We start from the raw sequence: 17,465 nt of genomic DNA, 5'->3' as shown, positions 1-17,465 counted from the left end.
GAGTCTTCGTCGCCTCGCCCGCCTGGAACCCGCGACTAGGCGGGCTTTTTCTGGCCTGCTCATACCTGACAGCCACCTGACCCCCAGCGGTCACGGGCCGCTCATGGGGGCCTGTGTACCTTCTGGGCATCAGCGGAAGAGACACGCCCCGCTGCACCCGACAAAGCCGACCCACGAGCCCCTCGCCCCACCCAGGAGACCTGCCATGACCAGCCAGACCCCCACTGCCCACACCCTGACCGCTCCCCTGCCCCGCACCGCCTTCTCCTTCCTGCTGGGCGCGCTGGCCCTGACCACCCTGGTGACCCCACAGACCGCGCTGGCCGCCCCCACCGACATGGTGGGCACCTGGGTCAACACCGACGTGGCCACCAGCGGCATCACCCGCATCAACGTGACCCGCACGTCGGCCGGCAAAATGACCGTCCAGGTGTTTGGCCGCTGCCACCCCAACGACTGCGACTGGGGCCAGGCGAATGCGCTGACCTACGGCGCGAATGTGAGTGACAGCAACCACTTCACCGCCAGCGCCGTCTATGCCAAGGGCTTTGCCACCACCACCCTGGTCCTGAACTTCGCGCGTGGCCGCCTGGACGTGCAGGCCCTGACGCAGTTCACGGATAACAGTGGCCGCCAGAACTACGCCAGCCAGAGTGCCTTTGCCCGCTACCGTTAGCGGCCGCCCCTGGCCGGGAACCCCCAGCCCGCCTGGCCCGTAGTGGAGAGCAGGTGGATGACACCCCACCGCCAAGTCTCTTTCTTCTCAGCTCCTTCATGGCCCCTACCGCCCGACGCCGGCGCGTGGGGGCCCGTGGTTATGTGGCCCCTGGCCTTCTCGCCGCGTTACCCTGACGCCATGACCTCGCCCATCACGCAGATGCAGCGCGCCCTGGCCGCCACCTCTCTGGACGGCTGGCTGGTGTACGACTTTCAGGGCCTCAATCCTCACGCGCGGCGGGTGCTGGACCTGCCGCCAGGGGCCTTCCTGACCCGGCGCTTTTTCGTGTGGGTGCCCCGGCAGGGGCAAGCGACCGTGCTGCACAACCATATTGAGGGCGGCACCTGGCAGGAGATCACCCGGCACTGGGGCGCGCGACTGCAGCCTTTTGGGTCCCACGCCGAACTGGACGCGGCGCTGCGGGGCGTGGTGGCGGGCCAGACGGTGGCGATGGAATACAGCCCGAACGGCGCCGTGCCTTATGTCAGCCGGGTGGACGCCGGCACGGTGGAGCGCGTGCGGGCCGCTGGCGCCGGCGCCATTCACACGAGCGCTGACCTGCTACAGGCATTTCTGGCCTGGAGTCCTGACGACCTGGCGGCCCACGAACGCGCCGTGGCCGTCCTGATGAGCGCCAAGGACGACGCCTTCCGCCTGATTCACGAGCGGCTGGCGGCCGGGCAACCGGTCACGGAACTGGACGCGCAGGCCGTCATCATGCGCCAGATTGAGGCGGCCGGCATGAGCGCCGGGCACCCTGTCAACGTGTCGTTTGGCGTGAATGCCGCCGACAGCCATTACGAACCCAGCCCCGAACGCCACGCCACCCTACAACCAGGCGAGTGTGTCCTGATTGACCTGTGGGCGCAGGAACCGGGCCGCCCCTTTGCCGATGTGACCTGGGTGGGCACTGCCGGACAGCCGAGCGAGGAGTACCTGAATGCCTGGACAGCCGTGAGCGCGGCCCGCGACGCGGCCCTGGGGCTGCTGGAGGACAGGTACGCGGCCCAGGGCTGGGGCCAGGTGCAGGGCTGGATGCTGGACCGCGCCGCCCGCGACGCGATGGGGCCGACCTGGGAACCCTCTTTCCTGCACCGCACCGGGCACGACCTGGGCGTGCAGATTCACGGCTCAGGCGCTAATCTGGACGACTACGAAACCCGCGACACCCGCGCCCTGACGCCAGGCCTGGGCGTGACCATTGAGCCCGGCACCTACCCGGCAGCCAGAGGCTTTGGCATTCGCAGCGAGATCAATCTCTATCTGGCCCCGGAGGGCCCGCGCGTGACCACCCACACCCAGCGCGCGCCGTTTGTGCTGGGACAGGGCGACTGGGCCAGCGTGCGGGCCAGGGCTTACGGCGAAGCACACTCATGAGACCTGCTTAGGCCAAAGCTAAGGTTGGGCCGCCGCCCCCACAGCTCACCCGTTACCCTGGGGCATGGCGAATCTCGGCTCCTCCACCATCATGCTGACCGGCGCGGGCGGCGCTCTTGCCACCGCCATTGCCCAGGAACTCGACGACGCCGGCGCCCAGATGGTGCTGGTGGGGCGCGGCGAGTCGCTGGCGCGCGCTGCCGACCGCTTTCCGGCCACCGAGGTGCTGGACCTTGACCTGACCGACCCCTCCAGCATTGACGCGCTGAAAAAGGTCAAGGTCGACACCCTGATTCATACGGTGGGGACATTTACCACCCAGGACGCCCAGAAGGCCACACCCGCCGACCTGCGCACCCTGTTCGACACGAACATGACCAGCCTGTTTCATGCGGTGCAGGGCGTGCTGCCTCATATGCTCAAGCAAAAAGACGGCCTAATTCTGGGAATTAGCGCCGGGCAGGCGGCCCGCCTGAGCGGCCCCAAGGCGGCGCTGTACACCGCCAGCAAAGCGGCCGTGGCGGCCTACGTGCTGAGCCTGCACGACGAACTGAAAGGCAAAGGGGTGCGCGGCATGGTGCTGTACCCCATGGGCGCCATCGATACGCCGACCAACCGTGACGCTGGCCTGGCCTGGGACACCATGATTGACCCCCGTGGCCTGGCCAAGAGCGTGGCCCACGCTCTGAGCCGCCCTGACCGGGCGCACATCACGGAGGTCAAGGTCTACCCGGATGCGTGAAGGTTGGGAAGTGGGGAGTGGGTTGTAGGAAATAGGAAAAGCGGGGGCGAAGGAGAGGCAGGAGTCTGAACGACCTCCGCCCTTTTTTTCAGAGCTGTGCCGGTTCCATACAAGTGGACAGCAAGCAACGGCCCCCTTCTTTTCAAAAGTAGAACCCACTGCACGCACCAAGCCTTCCTGCCCCATTCCCGCCCAGGTCCAGGCGAGGCCATTGTGCGCGCAGCGCGCAGGCCCTTGCGCGGGGGCAGCGGATGGCGTCGAGGCCGGACCCATCAATGAAAAGAACGGCTTCGCCAACGCCAGGAGCAACTCTTGCCCAGTGCCAACGTCTGCTCCTCCTACCCCTTTGGGGAAGGGGGCTGGGGGGGTGGGGCTAACCGCCCAATGCCTCTAAAAACGCCGCCGCAAACCGCACCCCCGTCTCAAAATCCCGCCGCAGAATGTTTTCATTCGGCGCGTGTACCCGCCCCCCAATATTCCCAATCCCCAGCGCAATAACGGGCGCCCCCACATGGGCCATAAACGGATGCATCGGCCCGCTGCCGCCGCTGCTGGGGTTCAGGATGGGCTCGGCCCCGTAAACCTCCTGCGCCACCTGCACTGCGGTTTGCACGAAGGGGTGCGAGAGGTCACTGCGCGACGGGTGCTGATGGCTTTCCAGTTCAATGATCTCAATGTCGGCAAAGCCCCCGGCGTCCAGATGGGTCCGCAGCAACTCGACCACCCGCGCCGGGTCCTGATGCGGCACCAGCCGGAAATCCAGCTTGACCATGCCAGAAGCCGGCAGCACCGTCTTGCTCCCCTCGCCCTCGTAGCCACCGTGAAAGCCGTTCACGTTCACTACGGGTTTGAGGTTGAGGCGGGTGTGGTAGTCCGCCGCCTTGCCCAGGGGCCGCGTGACCTCGTAGGTGTCGCGCAGGGCCTCGCCTTGACCGGGCAGGCGGGCAATGGCGGCCAGGTCGGCCTCGCTGGCCGGGCGCACCTCGTCATGGAAGCCGGGGATCAGGACCGTGCCGTCGGCGTCCCGCAGGCCCGCCACCGCCGAGGCCAGGCGCCACAGCGGATTGTCCACCACGGCCCCATTGCTGCTGTGCAGGTCGCTGGCGGCCACCCGGCAGCGCAGTTCCAGGCACACGATGCCCTTGAGACCGGCGTACAGCACCGGGCGGCCCTCGGGCGTCACCGACCCGAATTCCCACCACACGCCGTCCGCCTTCAGCTCGGCGGCGTGCTCGGCCACAAACGCCTCTAAGCTGGGGCTGCCCACCTCTTCTTCACCTTCAATGAGCCACTTGACCTTTAAGGGCAGCTGCCCCCCCCGCGCGGCCTTGAGCGCCCGCAGCCCGGCCAAACGAGAAATCAGTTCGCCCTTATCGTCACTGGCGCCGCGCCCGTACAGGCGCCCGTCCCGCTCGGTCAGGGTGAAGGGCGGCGTGTCCCACAACTCGGTGGGGTCTTCGGGCTGCACGTCGTAGTGGTTGTAGATCAGCAGGGTAAAGGGCCCCTCACCGGCCTCGGCGACCAGCACCGGGGCCACCTGACCAGGATAGGCCTGCACGCGGAAGCCCTCGGCTTCCAGCAGGGCCGTGACGGCAGCGGCTGTTTCGGGCAAGTGACGGCCCTGCGCCGACACGCTGGGCAGCGCCACGAGGTCAGCCAGGTCGCGCAGCCCGCGTTCAATCTGGGCCTGAAGGTCCGGGGTGGTGAGCGTCATGGCGGCAGCCTAAGGCATAAGCGGTAGACCAGGCAGACCGCACCATTTGACAACGTTTTCAAAGCCGATTAAGCTCGGGGCCTAGACCTCAATTCAGTTCAGCGGGCCGCAGACGGCTGCCCTTCCCGCTGCGCCCTGTGCCCGCCTTCTGGAGCAGACTTGTCCCTATGACGCGCAACGTGACCATCAAAGACATCGCCCGCGCCGCCGACGTGTCCATCAGCACGGTGTCGCGCACGCTGAACGGCTCCTCGGCCGTGGCCGGCGACAAACGGGCGCGGGTGCTGGCCGCCGCGCAGGAGCTGGGCTACGAACCCAACGCCGCCGCGCAGGGCCTGGTGCGCGGCCGCTCCATGACCATCGGCGTGCTGACCCAGGACATTGCCAGCCCCTTTTACAACGAAGTCTCACGCGGTATAGACGCCGGTTTTGCGGGGAGTGGCTACCAGCCCATCTTCGTCAATGGGCACTGGGAGATTCAGGATGAGTCGGCGGCCATCACTGCCCTGACCCGGCGGCAGGTGGACGGCCTGATTATCCTGGGGGGCCGGCTGACCGACCAGGCCCTGCGTGACCTGGCCGCCCGCTTTCCGCTGGCCCTGGTGGGCCGCCGGGTGCCGGGTCTGGAACCCATGTGCCTGAGCATCGACAACGTGCAGGGCGCCTTTCTGGCCACCACCCACCTGATTCAGCTGGGCCACCGCCGCATCGGGCACCTGACCGGCGTGCCGTCACAGCGCGACGCGGTGGACCGCCTGGAAGGCTACCGCTTGGCCCTGGCCGACGCGGGCCTGGCCTTCGACCCACGTCTGGTGTTTGAAGGTGATTTCAATGAAACGGCCGGCATTTTGGCGGTCGAACACTGGCTGGGGCAGGGCGTCGGCCTGTCGGCCATCTTCGCGGCCAATGACCAGATGGCCTACGGGGCGCGGCTGGGGCTCTACCGGCGCGGCATTCGCGTGCCGGACGACATCTCGCTGATGGGTTTTGACGACCTGCCTGCGTCCCAGTTCACCCTGCCGCCCCTGACTTCGGTGCATCAGCCCCTGTTCGAGATGGGCCAGCAGGCGGCCGGGGCCGTGCTGCATCAGCTGCTGACCCCCGACGAGCCCCTGCCTCACCCTGACCTGCCCCTCACCCTGAGCGTGCGCGAATCGGTGCGCTACGCCCGTCCTTAACCCAGCTTCCTTCCCATTCGTTCATCCTGAAAACGTTTTCGATTTGACCGTCCCCTGCTGGGCGGTCAGGAGGTGTCGTATGTCCAGAAGTCGCGCCCGTTTTACCCTGCTGCTCGGTCTGAGCCTCGCCCTGTCAGCCTGCGGAAGTGTGACGCCGCAGGGGAGCAGCCCCGTGGCTTCAGCGCCCGCAGCCCAGAGCCCAGTGCTGAGCAGTCTGGATTACGGCAACTCGCCGCCTCCCGGTGCGAAGGGCGGCCCCACCAACACCTCCGGGGCCCTCCTGACACCCGCCTGGACCGCCGCCGGCGCCGCCAAGGGCAAGGCCCCCACCAACGAGTTCTGGTCGTCGCTGCTGTTCAAGCGCAATGCGGGCAACGCCTATTCCGAGAACATGTTCGCCCATCCTCTGGCGATGCACGCCCGCGCGGGTGGCCTGGAAGTCAGCTACCCCAACCGCTCGCAGATCGTGGGAGCGCCGGGGCTGGAGAAATACGAGTACCCCTACACGCCTGACCTGACGCTGGGTGTCAGCGGCCTGAACGCCCCTGATACCAAGGTGGACGACTGGGGCGACTGGACGGCCACTGCCCTCTGGAACGACGGCGCCCGCACCCTGCGCGCCACGTTCGGGCACGGCCTGCCTTTCGTGTACGCCACCAAAACAGGCGGCAACGCGCAGATCACGTTTATTGCCACGCCCACCGTCTGGTCCAATCAGGGCAACGTCCTGGGCATCACGGTCAATGGGCGCCACTACGGCATCTTTGCGCCCAGCGGGTCCAGCTGGAGCGTGAACAACACGGTGGCCACCTCCACCCTGAACGGCAAGGACTACTACTCGATTGCCGCCCTGCCGGACAACACGGTCGCCACGCTGAACGATTTCAAGACCTACGCCTATAACTTCGTGACGGGCAGCAGCGTCAGCTGGAATTACAACGCGGCCACTGCCACCTTGAACAGCACCTACACCGTGAACACTGTGGCCAAAGAAGGCAGCGCCAACGGCACGGTCATGGCGCTCTACCGCCACCAGTGGCTGAACTCGGGCAGTGTGAACACCGGCTACACCTACGCTTCGCCGCGCGGCGAAATGCGGGTGGTGCGCGGGGCGGGCAGCTTTACCACCAGCCAGAAATTCCAGGGCGTGCTGCCTTACCTTCCCGACAACGGCTCGGCCAATACCCTGAACAAGACGCAGCTGGCCGCCTACGTGAACGAGGCCAACACCAGCGCGACCCTCAACCCCACCGGCGATTCGTACTGGGTGGGCAAGGGCCTGGGCAAACTGGCCGAACTGGTCCCGCTGGCCGAACAGGTCGGGAACTCTGGCGCGCAAACGGCCTTCCTGGACGCCATTCAGCGTGTGCTGCAGGACTGGCTGGACGGTCAGGGCAGCAACTACTTCTATTACAACTCGGCGTGGGGCACCCTGATCGGCTATCCGCAGGGTTACGGCAGCGAGGAAGAGCTGAACGATCACCACTTCCACTGGGGCTATTTCATCAAGGCCGCCGCGCTGCTGACTCAGTACCGCCCCAGCTGGCCCAGCGGCGCCACCCCCCAGGGCCGCACCTGGGGCGCCAGCATCAACGACCTGATCATGGACGCGGCCAACTGGACCGGCAACACCGGGCAATTCCCGCGCCTGCGCAACTTTGACCCCTACGCCGGGCATTCGTGGGCGGCCGGGCACTCGGGCTTTGCGGCCGGCAACAACCAGGAATCGAGCAGCGAGGACATGAACTTTTCCTCGGCGCTGGTGAACTGGGGCTCGGTGACGGGCAACACGGCGGTGCGCGACCTGGGCATCTATCTGTACGCCACCGAAACGACCGCCATTGAGCAGTACTGGTTTAACCAGGGGGGCGGCGTGTTCCCCGCCGGCTTCAACAAACCCGCCGTGGGCATGGTCTGGGGCGACGGCGGCGCCTATTCCACATGGTTCAGCGCCGAAAAAGAAGCCATTCAGGGCATCAACTTCCTACCGATGACGGCGGGCAGCCTGTACCTGGGCCGCAACCCGGCCTACCTAAAAACCAATTATGACTTCCTGGGCCGCGAACCCACCATGTGGCGTGACATCTTCTGGCAGGTCTACAGTCTGTACAACGCTGCCGGAGCGGTGGGCAAATTTGGCAGCGGCGCCTACACCCCTGAAGAGGGCGAAACCAAGGCCCACACCTACCAGTTCCTGCACAGCCTGAACGCCGTGGGCCAGGTGGACACCAGCGTGACCGCCAACGTTCCCAACTACGCCGTGTTCAAGAAGGGCAGCACCCGCACCTACGCGGCCTATAACCCCGGCAGCAGCGCCATTACGGTGACGTTCTCGGACGGGGCCACGCTCAACGTGCCCGCGCGGCAAGTAGTGTCCTCGCGCGGCGGCAGCACGCCTCCTCCGGTGTGCCAGACCGATACCGTGGCCCCTGGCGTGCCCGGCAGCCTGACCGCGCCGGGCAAGACCAGCGACAGCGTGAGCCTGTCCTGGACGGCGGCCAGCGACAACTGCGGCGTGGCGAGTTACGAGGTGTACCAGAACGGCGCCCTCAAGGCCACCGTGACAGGTACGAGCGCCACAGTGAGCGGCTTAAGCGCCAACACGGCCTACACCTTCAAGGTGCGCGCCAAGGACAGTGCCGGCAACGTGGGCAGCTTTACGAGTGACCTGAGCGTGACCACGGCCGCCGCCAGCACGACCGCCAACCTGCCCGGCACCGTGACCACCAGCGGCGGCGCGATTGCCAACGGCGCGAGCAAGAACTTCCCGGTCAACGTGACCTCGGCGGGCACCTACCGCCTGTCGGTGCAGAGTGCGTCGGGGCAGAACAGCCGCACGATCAACGTGGCGTTCAATGGCACCAACTATGACCTGGCGCTGGACGCGGGCCAGACCGTGATTGCCGACTTCCCGAACGTGGGCACTGGGGCCAAGACCATCACGATTACCGCCAAGAGCGACGGCGTGGTCCTCGGCAGCGTCAGCGGCGCCAACCTCAGCGGCGGCGGCAATCCCACTCCCTGCGACACCGACAGCGCGGCTCCCAGCGTGCCGAGCGGCCTGACCTCGCCGAGCAAAACCGGCAGCAGCGTCGCCCTGTCGTGGACCGCCAGCAGCGACAACTGCGGCGTCAGCAAGTACGAGATTTACACGAACGGCGCGCTGAGCGGCAGCGTGACGGGCACCAGTGGCACAGTCAGCGGCCTGACGGGCGGCACCACCTACGCCTTTAAGGTGCGCGCTGTAGATGCGCGCAATAACGCCTCAGCCTTTACGGGCGACCTGAGCGTGACGACCACGTTCGCCTCCACCGCTGTACCGGGCGTGGTTACGACCAGCGTGGGCGCCATTGCCAACGGAGCCGCCAAGTCCTACGACCTGAATGTCAGTGCGGCCAGCAACCTGCGCTTCCTGATTACCAACGCCAGCAGCGCCAGCAGCAGCGCCTTTACACTCAGCTTCAACGGCCGCAGTGTGCCGCTGTCTATCGGGGCTGGGCAGACGATTCCGGTGGACTTCGCCGGGGTAGGCGCCGGGATCAAGACCCTGACGCTGACGGCCAATTCGGCGGGGGTCAGCCTGGGCAAGCTGGAAGCGGTGAGGTACTGAGGGTCAGGGTTGCAGGATAATAGTGGTGGAGATGTAGCAAGCCGTTGAGAAGGGTGTTTCAAGTCAATGGAGAGGGGCGGGCCAGTGCAGCCCGCCTCTCCTGCTGTCGTCAGGGCAGGAACGACCAAGCCCATGCGGCGAACAGGAGGAAGAAATGTGCGCCTAAGGCCCCCACCCCGGCCAGCGTCCACCAGACTTCACCCAAGCGGCGGCGCATCAGGACCAGCGCCAGTGTTCCTATAGGCACCACCATCAGCACCATCCGTAGTTCGTCTACAGGAAAGGCCATGTCCGGCAGGTTTCCTGCATAAAGGGCCAGCATCAGCAGGGCAAACGCACCCGTCTCGGCCAAGAGCACCAGAAGGCCCAGAAGCGCCAGCCGGGCCCACCCAGGTCGGGTAAACAGCCAGCCCGTCAGGGCGGCCACCCCCAGGCCCACCAACCAGCGGGGCCAGTCGGACGGTTCAGGCGGCAAAGGCGTGACCCCGGACTGCACGCTCTGACCACCTACCGTTACGCGAACCTGATACCCAGGGTCAGTGCCGGGCCTCAGCTCAATGCGGCTCTGCCGGAGCAGGGAAAAGGCGGCGGCCTCATCTGGCAGCACCTGCGCGCAACTTTGCCCCTGCCAATTGGCTGACACCCCATGCTCCAGTCGCCGCGCCTCTAGTCCCTGACGGCAGAGGCGCAAGGTGTTCTCAGCGGCGACGCGGTAGGCATCACGCTTGGCCGCTGACATCTGCGCCTGCGCTGCCGCGCTGCACAGGCGCAGCAGCGCCAGCCACCGCTTCATTTCTTGAAGTCGTGTGGATGCCTCTTATGCCACTCCCAGGCGGTCTGCACAATCTCTTGCAGGTCGGTGAACTGGGGCGCAAAGCCCAACTCCTGACGAATGCGCGCCGCGTCGGCCACCAGGCGAGGCGGGTCCCCGGCACGGCGTGGGGCCACCTCGCGGGGGACCGGCGTGCCCACCACCGCGTCCACCGCGTCCAGCACCTCTTTCACACTAAAGCCGTGGCCCAAACCCACGTTGTAGGTGGCGGCCTGCTGCGTGCCCTTTACCAGCGCTTCCACTGCCAGCACATGCGCGTCCGCCAGGTCCTGCACATGCACGTAGTCGCGCAGACAGGTGCCGTCGGGGGTGGGGTAATCGTCCCCAAAGATCAGCATCTTCTCGCGCTCGCCCAGAGCCGTCAGGGCCGCCAGTTCGATGAGGTGCGACTTGCTGGCGTGGGCCTCGCCAATGTCGCCCTCAGGCGCCGCGCCGCAGACGTTGAAGTAACGCAGCACCATATACGGCAGCCCCTGGGCTGTATGGAAGGCGTGAATCATACGCTCGGTCATCAGCTTGGTCTCGCCGTACACGCTCTCGGGCTGCATGGGTGCATCCTCAGGAATGGGCACGGCGTCGGTGGTGCCGTAGACGGCGGCGGTGCTGGAAAACACCAGCGGAATCTTGCGCGTCTCCACAATCGCTTGCAGCAGATTCAGGCTGCCCACCACGTTGTTGCGGTAGTAGCGGGCGGGGGCGCGCATGCTCTCGCCGACCTCAATCAGGGCGGCAAAGTGAATCACGGCGTCAGGCTGGTGGGCGACCAGGGCGGCCTTGACCGCCCCCTCGTCCAGCAGATCGCCGCGCACCAGGGTCGCCTCGGGCGGCAGCGCCGCCGCGTGACCGCTGCTGAGGTTGTCAAAGACCACCACGTCATGCCCCGCCCGGCGCAGTTGCCGCACCGTATGGGACCCGATATAGCCCGCGCCGCCCACCACCAGAATCTTCATTGAGGTTCAGGGTAATGCAGCCGCCGCCCCGGCAGGCGCCGCCGTGGTGCCGCGTACCACTAAGCGAGTGGGCAGGGTCAGTCCCTGGGCGGCCTCGCCGCGCAGCAGCGCCAGCATGGCCTCACCCGCCGCCCGGCCCTTGTCGGCGGTGGGCTGCCACACGGTGGTCAGGTTCAGGGCCGGACTGCTGGGCAGGTCGTCGTAGCCAATCACGCTCAGGTCTTCCGGCACGCGGCGGCCCAGGGTCTGTGCGGCGCGCAAGGCGCCCTGGGCCAGCACGTCGCTCATGCACAGTAGCGCCGTCACCTCCGGGTGGGCGCGCAGCAGATCCAGGGCGCGGACCTCGCCTTCTTCTGGCGTGTTTTGCAAGGTCTCGGTGGGCCAGAGGCTTGCACCCGGCACCGCCGATACAGCGGCGCGGTAACCCGACAGCCGCGCGGCGGTGGGGTGGTAGCTGATGCGGGCCTCCCGCCCAGGGGACACCGGGCCAGCGGCGCGGGCCGGCGCCAGTTCCAGGCAGATCACCCCCAGCGTGCGGTGGCCTAGAGCCAGCAGATGCGCGGCGGCCTGGTGCGCCCCCCCAGCGTCGTCAATTCCCACACCCAGGGCCGCCGGGTGGGGGGCGTGGTCCACCAGCACGGTAGGCAGTTGCCGCCCCAGCACGGCGCGCAGCAGCGGGCTCTCCTCGGCGGCGCAGTACACGATAAAGCCGTCCACGCTGGCGCTGCAGACCGGCCCGGTCGGGTCGGCGTCCGGCTCGTGGGGACTGGCCAGCAGCAGGGCATTCAGGGCCTCACCCTGAACGGCCCGAGCCACGCTGCCCAGAAACAGCGCGGCCGCCGGGTCGGCAAAGGCGTAATCCAGTGGGGCGTCATACACCACGCCCAGCACACCAGTGCGGCCCCGGCGCAGGCTGCGGGCCAGCGGGTCGGGGCCACGGTAGCCCAGCGTCTGCGCCTCGTTCAGAATGCGGCTGCGCAGCTCGGCGCTGAGCTGGTCGGGGCGGTTGTAGGCGTTACTGACGGTCGCCACGCTGACCCCAAGAGCCCGCGCCACGTCCCGCAGGGTCATGCGGCCGGCAGAGGGCCGGGGAACAGAGGCCGCAGGCTTGGCGGGTGACATGACGGCATGGTAGCGTATAGCCCGCGTATCTGAATCGTTTCAGACACCTTCTTGCTTTTGCCCGTTCCCGAGGTTCCTCTATGACCCAGCCCAGCTCCACGCCGCCCGCCGCCGAGGCCGCCCGCCGCGCGGTCAGTGCCATCTTCATGGTGAACGGCGCCCTGTTTGCCACCTGGGGCGTGAATATTCCCGGTGTGCGCGACGCCCTGAACCTCAGTGCCGCGCAGATCGGTACGGCGCTGCTGGCAGTGGGCCTGGGCAGCATCTGCACCATGCCCTTTACAGGCGGCTGGACAGCCCGGTACGGCAGTCACCGCGTCACCTGGGTGGTCACGGTGGCGTGCATGCTCTCGCTGCTGCTGCCTTTTGTGGCGCCCAACTTCTTTGCTCTGGTTGCGGCGCTGGCCCTGCTGGGCGCGCTCAACGGCTGCATGGACGTGGCCATGAACGCGCAGGGCGTCACGGTGGAGCAGCGCCTGGCCCGCCCCATCATGAGCCGGCTGCACGCCTATTTCAGTCTGGGAGGCCTGCTGGGCGCGGGCCTGGGCACCTTGCTGGTGGGCCGCGTGCCGCTGACCACCCACGCCGGGCTGGTGGTGGGCGTGACAGCGTTGGTGGGCCTGCTGGCGGGCCGTTTTCTGCTGCCAGACCAGACCCAGGCACCTGCCCCGCAGAGTGACCAGGCCCCCCGGCGGGTGCCCCTCAGCGCGGCGGCCGCGCTGCTGGGCGTCCTGTGCTTTCTGGGCATGCTGGCCGAGGGCGCCAATTACGACTGGGCCGCGCTGTACTTCCGCGACGTGCTGAGCGTGCCGGGTGGACAATCGGGCGTCGGGTACGCCGCGTTCGTGGCGGCCATGACGCTGGGCCGCTGGTTCGGGGACCGTGCGCGCACCCGGTTGGGCGATGAGCGCACGGTGCGCGGTGGTGCCCTCCTGACCGCCGCCGGGCTGGCCCTGGCGCTGCTGGCCAGGGAGCCGCTGCTTGCCACGGTGGGCTTTGCGCTCTCCGGTCTGGGTCTGAGCAACGTGGTGCCGGTGATGTACGGCGTGGCCGGGCACGCCCTGGCCGGGCGCGGGATTGCCCAGGTGGCGACCCTGGGCTACGGCGGCTTTCTGCTGGGCCCACCCGCCATCGGTTTTATTGCCGAGGAAGTCGGCCTGGGCGCGGCCCTGGGCCTGGCCCTGGCGGGCGCGACCCTGATTGCGGTGCTGGGTGGCGCGGCCTTTCAACTCATCCGGGCCAGCACACCAGAGAAACAGACGGCGGCCTAATGCACTGGTCATCCTGATAGCCAAGGGAAAGTGCGAAGAACGGCCTGTGCAGTTGCAGTACCCCGCAGAGAGGGCCTTGTTCCGGGCGTGTCATTTGGCAACCGCTGCGAGAGGCCAGTGCTCTTGGCCACTCTCTGAGCCTTGAGGTTTGCACTCTGATTCACCCAGCCTGGTTTCGGGAGGGTGGAGTCCTGGGAATCGCCTGCGCCGCACCCTCAAACCAGTGTCAGCCGGGTGGAGGGGTGTGGGTCGAAGGGAATGAACTCAAAAAATCCCAGGCCAGAAGGCCCTCAATAGATGGTGGCTTTGGACTACACCCGGACCGGCCCCACATACCGGGCGCGGGGCCGCAGCAGCCCACCACTCTGGCCGGCTTCCAGTGCGTGGGCCAGCCAGCCCACCGCCCTTGCTAGCGCGAACAGGGTCACGGCATCCTCGGGCGGGCGCCCCAGCAGACGCGTCAGGGCAGCCAGCGCCAGGTCCACGTTGGGGCGTTCGCCCGTTTCGGCCAGGGCCGCCGCTTGCAGGGCGTGTGCCGCCTGGACGACGGGCGCCTCCGGAGCCGCTGCCGTCAGCGCCTCCAGCAGGGCGGCGGCGCGGGGGTCTCCATCTGGGTAGAGGCGGTGACCAAAGCCGGGCAGGTGTCCCGTGCGGCGCCCCGCCTGACGCAGCGCGGCGCCGGCCCCTCCTGCCAGCGTGTCCTGCAGCAAGTCGTGGGCATGCAAACTGGCCAGGCCATGCCGTGGCCCCTGTAAGGCGCACAGCGCCGCCAGAGTGCAGTGCGGCAGGCTGGCCCCACTGCTGGCCGTCACCCGCGCCGCAAACGCACTGACATTCAGTTCATGGTCAGCCAGCAGCACCAGGGCGCGGCGCAGCAGGTCAGCGTGGCCCGGCACCCTCCAGGCGCGCGCCAGGCGCCCATGCAGCGGCAGGTCGGGTGCTGGAGGTACGCCCGCCTGCCGCTCGGCCGTGGCATACAGCAGGTTCAGGGTGCGGGCCGCGTGGCGCACTCTGGCCTCGGGCCGGGCATCCAGGGCCGCTGGGTCGTGTGCGCCTGCTGCTGTCAGGGCGTGCCCCAGTGCTTCCAGGGCGCTGGCTCCCCGCTGAGGCCGGCTGAGGTTCAGGCGGGCGCGCAGCGGTAAGGGGGCAGGCTGACCCTGCTCGCCAGTCCAGAGCAGGGCTGCCACTTCCTCCACGGTTGCCCTCTTAGCCAGGACCAGTGCGTCGTGTCCCCGGTACAGCAAGTGTCTGTCTGCCAGCGCGGTCAGGGCGCTGTCCAGCACAGGGGCGCCCCAGTTCAGGCTGCCCTGGAGCGCGTCCTGCACCGCCGTCTGGGGGTCGCGGCGCGTGGCCTGCCGGGCGGCCAGGGCCTGCACATCACCGGCGTGATAGCGGCGCTCGCGGGTGCCCGCCGGTCCCGGCTCGCTGCGAACCAGGCCACGCGAGACATAGGCGTACAGGGTGGCAGGTTTTACGCCCAGGGCGGCGCAGGCCTGCGAGGTGGTCAGGGACGACACCTCTTCAGACTAACATTGATTCCTCAATCAAGATTGACGACACATTGGCCCCGGCCTACCGTGCAGCCATGACCCACACGCCTGTTCAGGATGTGCCGGCCCCCGACCTCTTTCCTGCCACCTTTCCCGAAGACGCTTTTCCGCAGGTGGTGTGGGCACCGAATGAGCGGCCGGCCTCGCTGCCTGCACAGGCCTGGACCACCGAAACCACCCACCGGGACGGACAACAGGGCGGCTTGCCCCTGACTGTCGAGACTGGCTTGGCCATCTACGACCTGATGGGCCGCTTCTCCGGTCAGAGTGGGGCCTTACGGCAGGCCGAGTTTTTTGTGTATCGCCCTGCTGACCGCGCCATGCTGGAAGGCGCCCTAGAGCGCTGGCACGGCGGCCACCCAGTCGAGCCCACCACCTGGATTCGGGCCACCCGCAGCGACGCGGCGCTGGTGGCCGGCCTGGGGGTCCGGGAAACCGGCATGCTGGCCAGCGCCAGCGACTATCACACCTTTTACAAGTTCACGCCGGGTGGGCGGGCGCAGGCGGCGCGCACCTATCTGGACGCCGTGCAGGCCGTGCTGGACGTTGGCCTGCGGCCCCGGCTTCATCTGGAAGACGCCACCCGCGCTCCGCGTGAATTCATTCTGCCCTTTGTCGAGGCGGTGCAGACCCTGGCAGCGGCCTATCCTGCTGGGCAGGCACCCCGCATCCGGGTCTGCGACACGATGGGGGTGGGCCTGCCCCTTGACGGCGTCGCCTGGCCGCGCAGCGTGCCCCGCCTCATGCGCGACCTGCAAGCGGCCGGCGTGCCCGGCGAGTTACTGGAGTTTCATCCCCACAACGACACGCATCTGGTCGTGGCGAACAGCCTCTCGGCGGTCATGGCCGGGTGCGCCGCCATCAACGGCACCTTACTGGGCAAAGGCGAGCGCACTGGCAATGCGCCGCTCGAAGGTGTGCTGCTGCACCTGATGGGCCTGGGCCTGAGCAGCGGCGCCGACTTCACGGTCCTGAACGAGCTGAACAGTCTCTATGAAGGGCTGGGGCAGGGCGTGCCCGCCAAATATCCCCTGTATGGCCGCGACGCCCACCGCACCCGCGCCGGGATTCACGCCGACGGTCTCAACAAGTTCCGGCCGATGTACGCGCCGTTTAACGTCCCGGCGCTGCTGGGTCGACCCCTGGAACTCAGCCTGACCAAAGACAGTGGCCTGGCTGGCCTGATTTTCCTGATTAAGGCGCACACGGGCACCGAGTTGCCCAAGGAGCACGCCGGCCTGCGCGCACTGCACGCCCAGCTGTCTGCCGAATTCGATGCAGGCCGGCAAACCGCCGCCGAATGGGAGGAAATCGCTGAACGTGCCCTCAAGCTGACCGCACCGGACGGGGTGCTACCCTCCGGGGCATGAACCCTGAGGACTACCGCGTGCGGCCCGGCAAAGTGGTGAAGTTGCGGCACTGGGCCACCGGTGACGACGGCGGGCTGTCCAAGGACGAGGGGCACCGGTTAACGGAGACCCTGCTGCCGCAACTGGCCGACTGGCAAGAGCGCCTGTTTGCCGAAGGGCAGCAGTCCCTTTTGGTGGTCCTGCAAGCCCGCGACGCTGGCGGAAAAGACGGCACGGTCAAGCACGTGTTTGGAGCCATGAATCCCAACGGTGTGCGGGTCGCCAATTTTAAGGTGCCCACTGAGGCCGAGCGCGCCCACGACTTCCTCTGGCGGGTTCATGCCCAGGTGCCGCAGCATGGTCTGGTGGGTATTTTTAACCGCAGCCACTATGAGGATGTGTTGGTGCCGCGCGTCGGTGGCCTGATAGACCAGCAGACCACTGAGCGCCGTCTCAAGCAGATTCGCCACTTCGAGGCTCTGCTGACTGACAGCGGCACCCGCATTCTGAAGTTCTACCTGCACATCAGCCCAGAGGAACAGAAAGAGCGGCTGCAAGCGCGTCTGGACGATCCAACCAAACACTGGAAGTTCAACCCAGACGACCTGTCAGCCCGGAGCCAGTGGGCGGGATACACCGAAGCATACGAGACCGTATTAACAACTAGCATGCGGGCGGCTCCGTGGTACGTGATTCCAGCGGACCGGAAATGGTTTCGGAACCTGCTCATCTCTCAGATCGTGCTGCAGACGCTGGAGGAGATGGCGCCAGCATTTCCAGCTCCTCGGTTCGATCCGACGAGTATCGAGATCACATAGACCAGACCTGCTTATTGCAGGGGAACACAAAACGCATCAACAACACGCTTGGGTCAACCGTGGCGCTTCACAGTTTCGATCTATCACTCAAGAACGAGAGAAGCAGGGGTCGCGCGTGAGGCGCGACCCCTGCTGTATTGCGCGTCAAGGCAGCCAATGCCAATCCCCAAGAACCGCGGATGGAAAGTGGCAGAATCTTGCATCAGTCCGCAAGACCCTACTACCACCAACAAG

The 17,465-nt window shown here is 67.1% G+C and carries 13 protein-coding genes; 8 read left to right on the top strand and 5 right to left on the bottom strand.

What is annotated here, in order from left to right; all coding sequences use genetic code 11:
* Positions 1–205 precede the first annotated feature (205 nt).
* From K7W42_RS21730 to K7W42_RS21720, 3 genes are all read left to right on the top strand, one after another.
* Positions 206–676 carry a hypothetical protein gene (locus K7W42_RS21730; RefSeq protein ID WP_224577378.1) on the top strand — a complete coding sequence of 157 codons (471 nt, stop codon included), beginning with the start codon at positions 206–208 and terminating at the stop codon, positions 674–676.
* Between the two features lie 180 nt (positions 677–856).
* Positions 857–2,095 (top strand): M24 family metallopeptidase, encoded by a 1,239-nt coding sequence (locus tag K7W42_RS21725; RefSeq protein WP_224577375.1) that lies wholly within the window; start codon positions 857–859, stop codon positions 2,093–2,095.
* Positions 2,096–2,159: 64 nt separating this feature from the next.
* Positions 2,160–2,837, top strand: a complete 678-nt coding sequence (locus K7W42_RS21720; protein ID WP_224577373.1) for an SDR family oxidoreductase — start codon at positions 2,160–2,162, stop codon at positions 2,835–2,837.
* Between the two features lie 373 nt (positions 2,838–3,210).
* Here K7W42_RS21720 and K7W42_RS21715 read toward each other — a convergent pair whose 3' ends face one another.
* The gene (locus K7W42_RS21715) at positions 3,211–4,551 is read right to left on the bottom strand and encodes a M20/M25/M40 family metallo-hydrolase (RefSeq protein ID WP_224577371.1); all 1,341 of its coding nucleotides are present in this window, start codon (positions 4,549–4,551) and stop codon (positions 3,211–3,213) included.
* 167 nt (positions 4,552–4,718) lie between these two features.
* Between K7W42_RS21715 and K7W42_RS21710 the strand changes: the two genes are divergently transcribed.
* Positions 4,719–5,729, top strand: coding sequence for a LacI family DNA-binding transcriptional regulator (locus K7W42_RS21710; RefSeq protein ID WP_224577369.1), 1,011 nt, complete (start codon positions 4,719–4,721; stop codon positions 5,727–5,729).
* Positions 5,730–5,808: 79 nt separating this feature from the next.
* Entirely contained in the window at positions 5,809–9,339 is a 3,531-nt protein-coding gene (locus tag K7W42_RS21705; RefSeq protein ID WP_224577367.1) for a glycosyl hydrolase, read from the top strand.
* A gap of 109 nt (positions 9,340–9,448) precedes the next feature.
* On the opposite strand, the gene K7W42_RS21700 is transcribed toward K7W42_RS21705, so the two are convergent.
* The 3 genes from K7W42_RS21700 to K7W42_RS21690 are packed head-to-tail and all read right to left on the bottom strand — an operon-like array spanning position 9,449 to position 12,243.
* On the bottom strand, positions 9,449–10,132 hold the full coding sequence (locus tag K7W42_RS21700; protein WP_224577365.1) for a hypothetical protein: 684 nt from the start codon (positions 10,130–10,132) through the stop codon (positions 9,449–9,451).
* On the bottom strand, positions 10,129–11,121 hold the full coding sequence (gene galE, locus K7W42_RS21695) for a UDP-glucose 4-epimerase GalE (RefSeq protein ID WP_224577364.1): 993 nt from the start codon (positions 11,119–11,121) through the stop codon (positions 10,129–10,131). The genes K7W42_RS21700 and galE overlap by 4 nt, the downstream gene beginning before the upstream one ends.
* Before the next feature lie 6 nt (positions 11,122–11,127).
* Positions 11,128–12,243, bottom strand: a complete 1,116-nt coding sequence (locus K7W42_RS21690; RefSeq protein ID WP_224577357.1) for a LacI family DNA-binding transcriptional regulator — start codon at positions 12,241–12,243, stop codon at positions 11,128–11,130.
* Between the two features lie 80 nt (positions 12,244–12,323).
* On the opposite strand from K7W42_RS21690, the gene K7W42_RS21685 reads away from it, so the two are divergent.
* Positions 12,324–13,514 (top strand): MFS transporter, encoded by a 1,191-nt coding sequence (locus K7W42_RS21685; protein ID WP_224577356.1) that lies wholly within the window; start codon positions 12,324–12,326, stop codon positions 13,512–13,514.
* 311 nt (positions 13,515–13,825) lie between these two features.
* On the opposite strand, the gene K7W42_RS21680 is transcribed toward K7W42_RS21685, so the two are convergent.
* On the bottom strand, positions 13,826–15,031 hold the full coding sequence (locus tag K7W42_RS21680) for a citrate/2-methylcitrate synthase (protein ID WP_224577355.1): 1,206 nt from the start codon (positions 15,029–15,031) through the stop codon (positions 13,826–13,828).
* A 68-nt stretch (positions 15,032–15,099) separates the two neighbouring features.
* On the opposite strand from K7W42_RS21680, the gene K7W42_RS21675 reads away from it, so the two are divergent.
* Together K7W42_RS21675 and K7W42_RS21670 are read left to right on the top strand one after the other, a co-directional pair.
* Positions 15,100–16,434, top strand: a complete 1,335-nt coding sequence (locus K7W42_RS21675; protein ID WP_224577354.1) for a hydroxymethylglutaryl-CoA lyase-like TIM-barrel protein — start codon at positions 15,100–15,102, stop codon at positions 16,432–16,434.
* A complete protein-coding gene (locus K7W42_RS21670) occupies positions 16,431–17,231 on the top strand; it encodes a polyphosphate kinase 2 family protein (RefSeq protein WP_224577353.1) in 801 nt (266 codons plus the stop codon). Before K7W42_RS21675 ends, K7W42_RS21670 begins: the two co-directional genes overlap by 4 nt.
* Positions 17,232–17,465 lie beyond the last annotated feature (234 nt).

The organism is Deinococcus betulae (assembly GCF_020166395.1).
GTDB classification, from domain to species: Bacteria; Deinococcota; Deinococci; order Deinococcales; family Deinococcaceae; genus Deinococcus; species Deinococcus betulae.
The sequence above is the reverse complement of the archived record's forward strand: the minus strand, read 5'-3'. Positions and strand labels throughout refer to the sequence as shown.

What these genes read in the sequence shown, in the direction of transcription:
- K7W42_RS21730 (WP_224577378.1), top strand. Translation starts at nt 206, where the DNA reads ATGACCAGCCAGACCCCCACTGCCCACACCCTGACCGCTCCCCTGCCC.
- K7W42_RS21725 (WP_224577375.1), top strand. Translation starts at nt 857, where the DNA reads ATGACCTCGCCCATCACGCAGATGCAGCGCGCCCTGGCCGCCACCTCT.
- K7W42_RS21720 (WP_224577373.1), top strand. Translation starts at nt 2,160, where the DNA reads ATGGCGAATCTCGGCTCCTCCACCATCATGCTGACCGGCGCGGGCGGC.
- K7W42_RS21715 (WP_224577371.1), bottom strand. Translation starts at nt 4,551, where the DNA reads ATGACGCTCACCACCCCGGACCTTCAGGCCCAGATTGAACGCGGGCTG.
- K7W42_RS21710 (WP_224577369.1), top strand. Translation starts at nt 4,719, where the DNA reads ATGACGCGCAACGTGACCATCAAAGACATCGCCCGCGCCGCCGACGTG.
- K7W42_RS21705 (WP_224577367.1), top strand. Translation starts at nt 5,809, where the DNA reads ATGTCCAGAAGTCGCGCCCGTTTTACCCTGCTGCTCGGTCTGAGCCTC.
- K7W42_RS21700 (WP_224577365.1), bottom strand. Translation starts at nt 10,132, where the DNA reads ATGAAGCGGTGGCTGGCGCTGCTGCGCCTGTGCAGCGCGGCAGCGCAG.
- galE (WP_224577364.1), bottom strand. Translation starts at nt 11,121, where the DNA reads ATGAAGATTCTGGTGGTGGGCGGCGCGGGCTATATCGGGTCCCATACG.
- K7W42_RS21690 (WP_224577357.1), bottom strand. Translation starts at nt 12,243, where the DNA reads ATGTCACCCGCCAAGCCTGCGGCCTCTGTTCCCCGGCCCTCTGCCGGC.
- K7W42_RS21685 (WP_224577356.1), top strand. Translation starts at nt 12,324, where the DNA reads ATGACCCAGCCCAGCTCCACGCCGCCCGCCGCCGAGGCCGCCCGCCGC.
- K7W42_RS21675 (WP_224577354.1), top strand. Translation starts at nt 15,100, where the DNA reads ATGACCCACACGCCTGTTCAGGATGTGCCGGCCCCCGACCTCTTTCCT.
- K7W42_RS21670 (WP_224577353.1), top strand. Translation starts at nt 16,431, where the DNA reads ATGAACCCTGAGGACTACCGCGTGCGGCCCGGCAAAGTGGTGAAGTTG.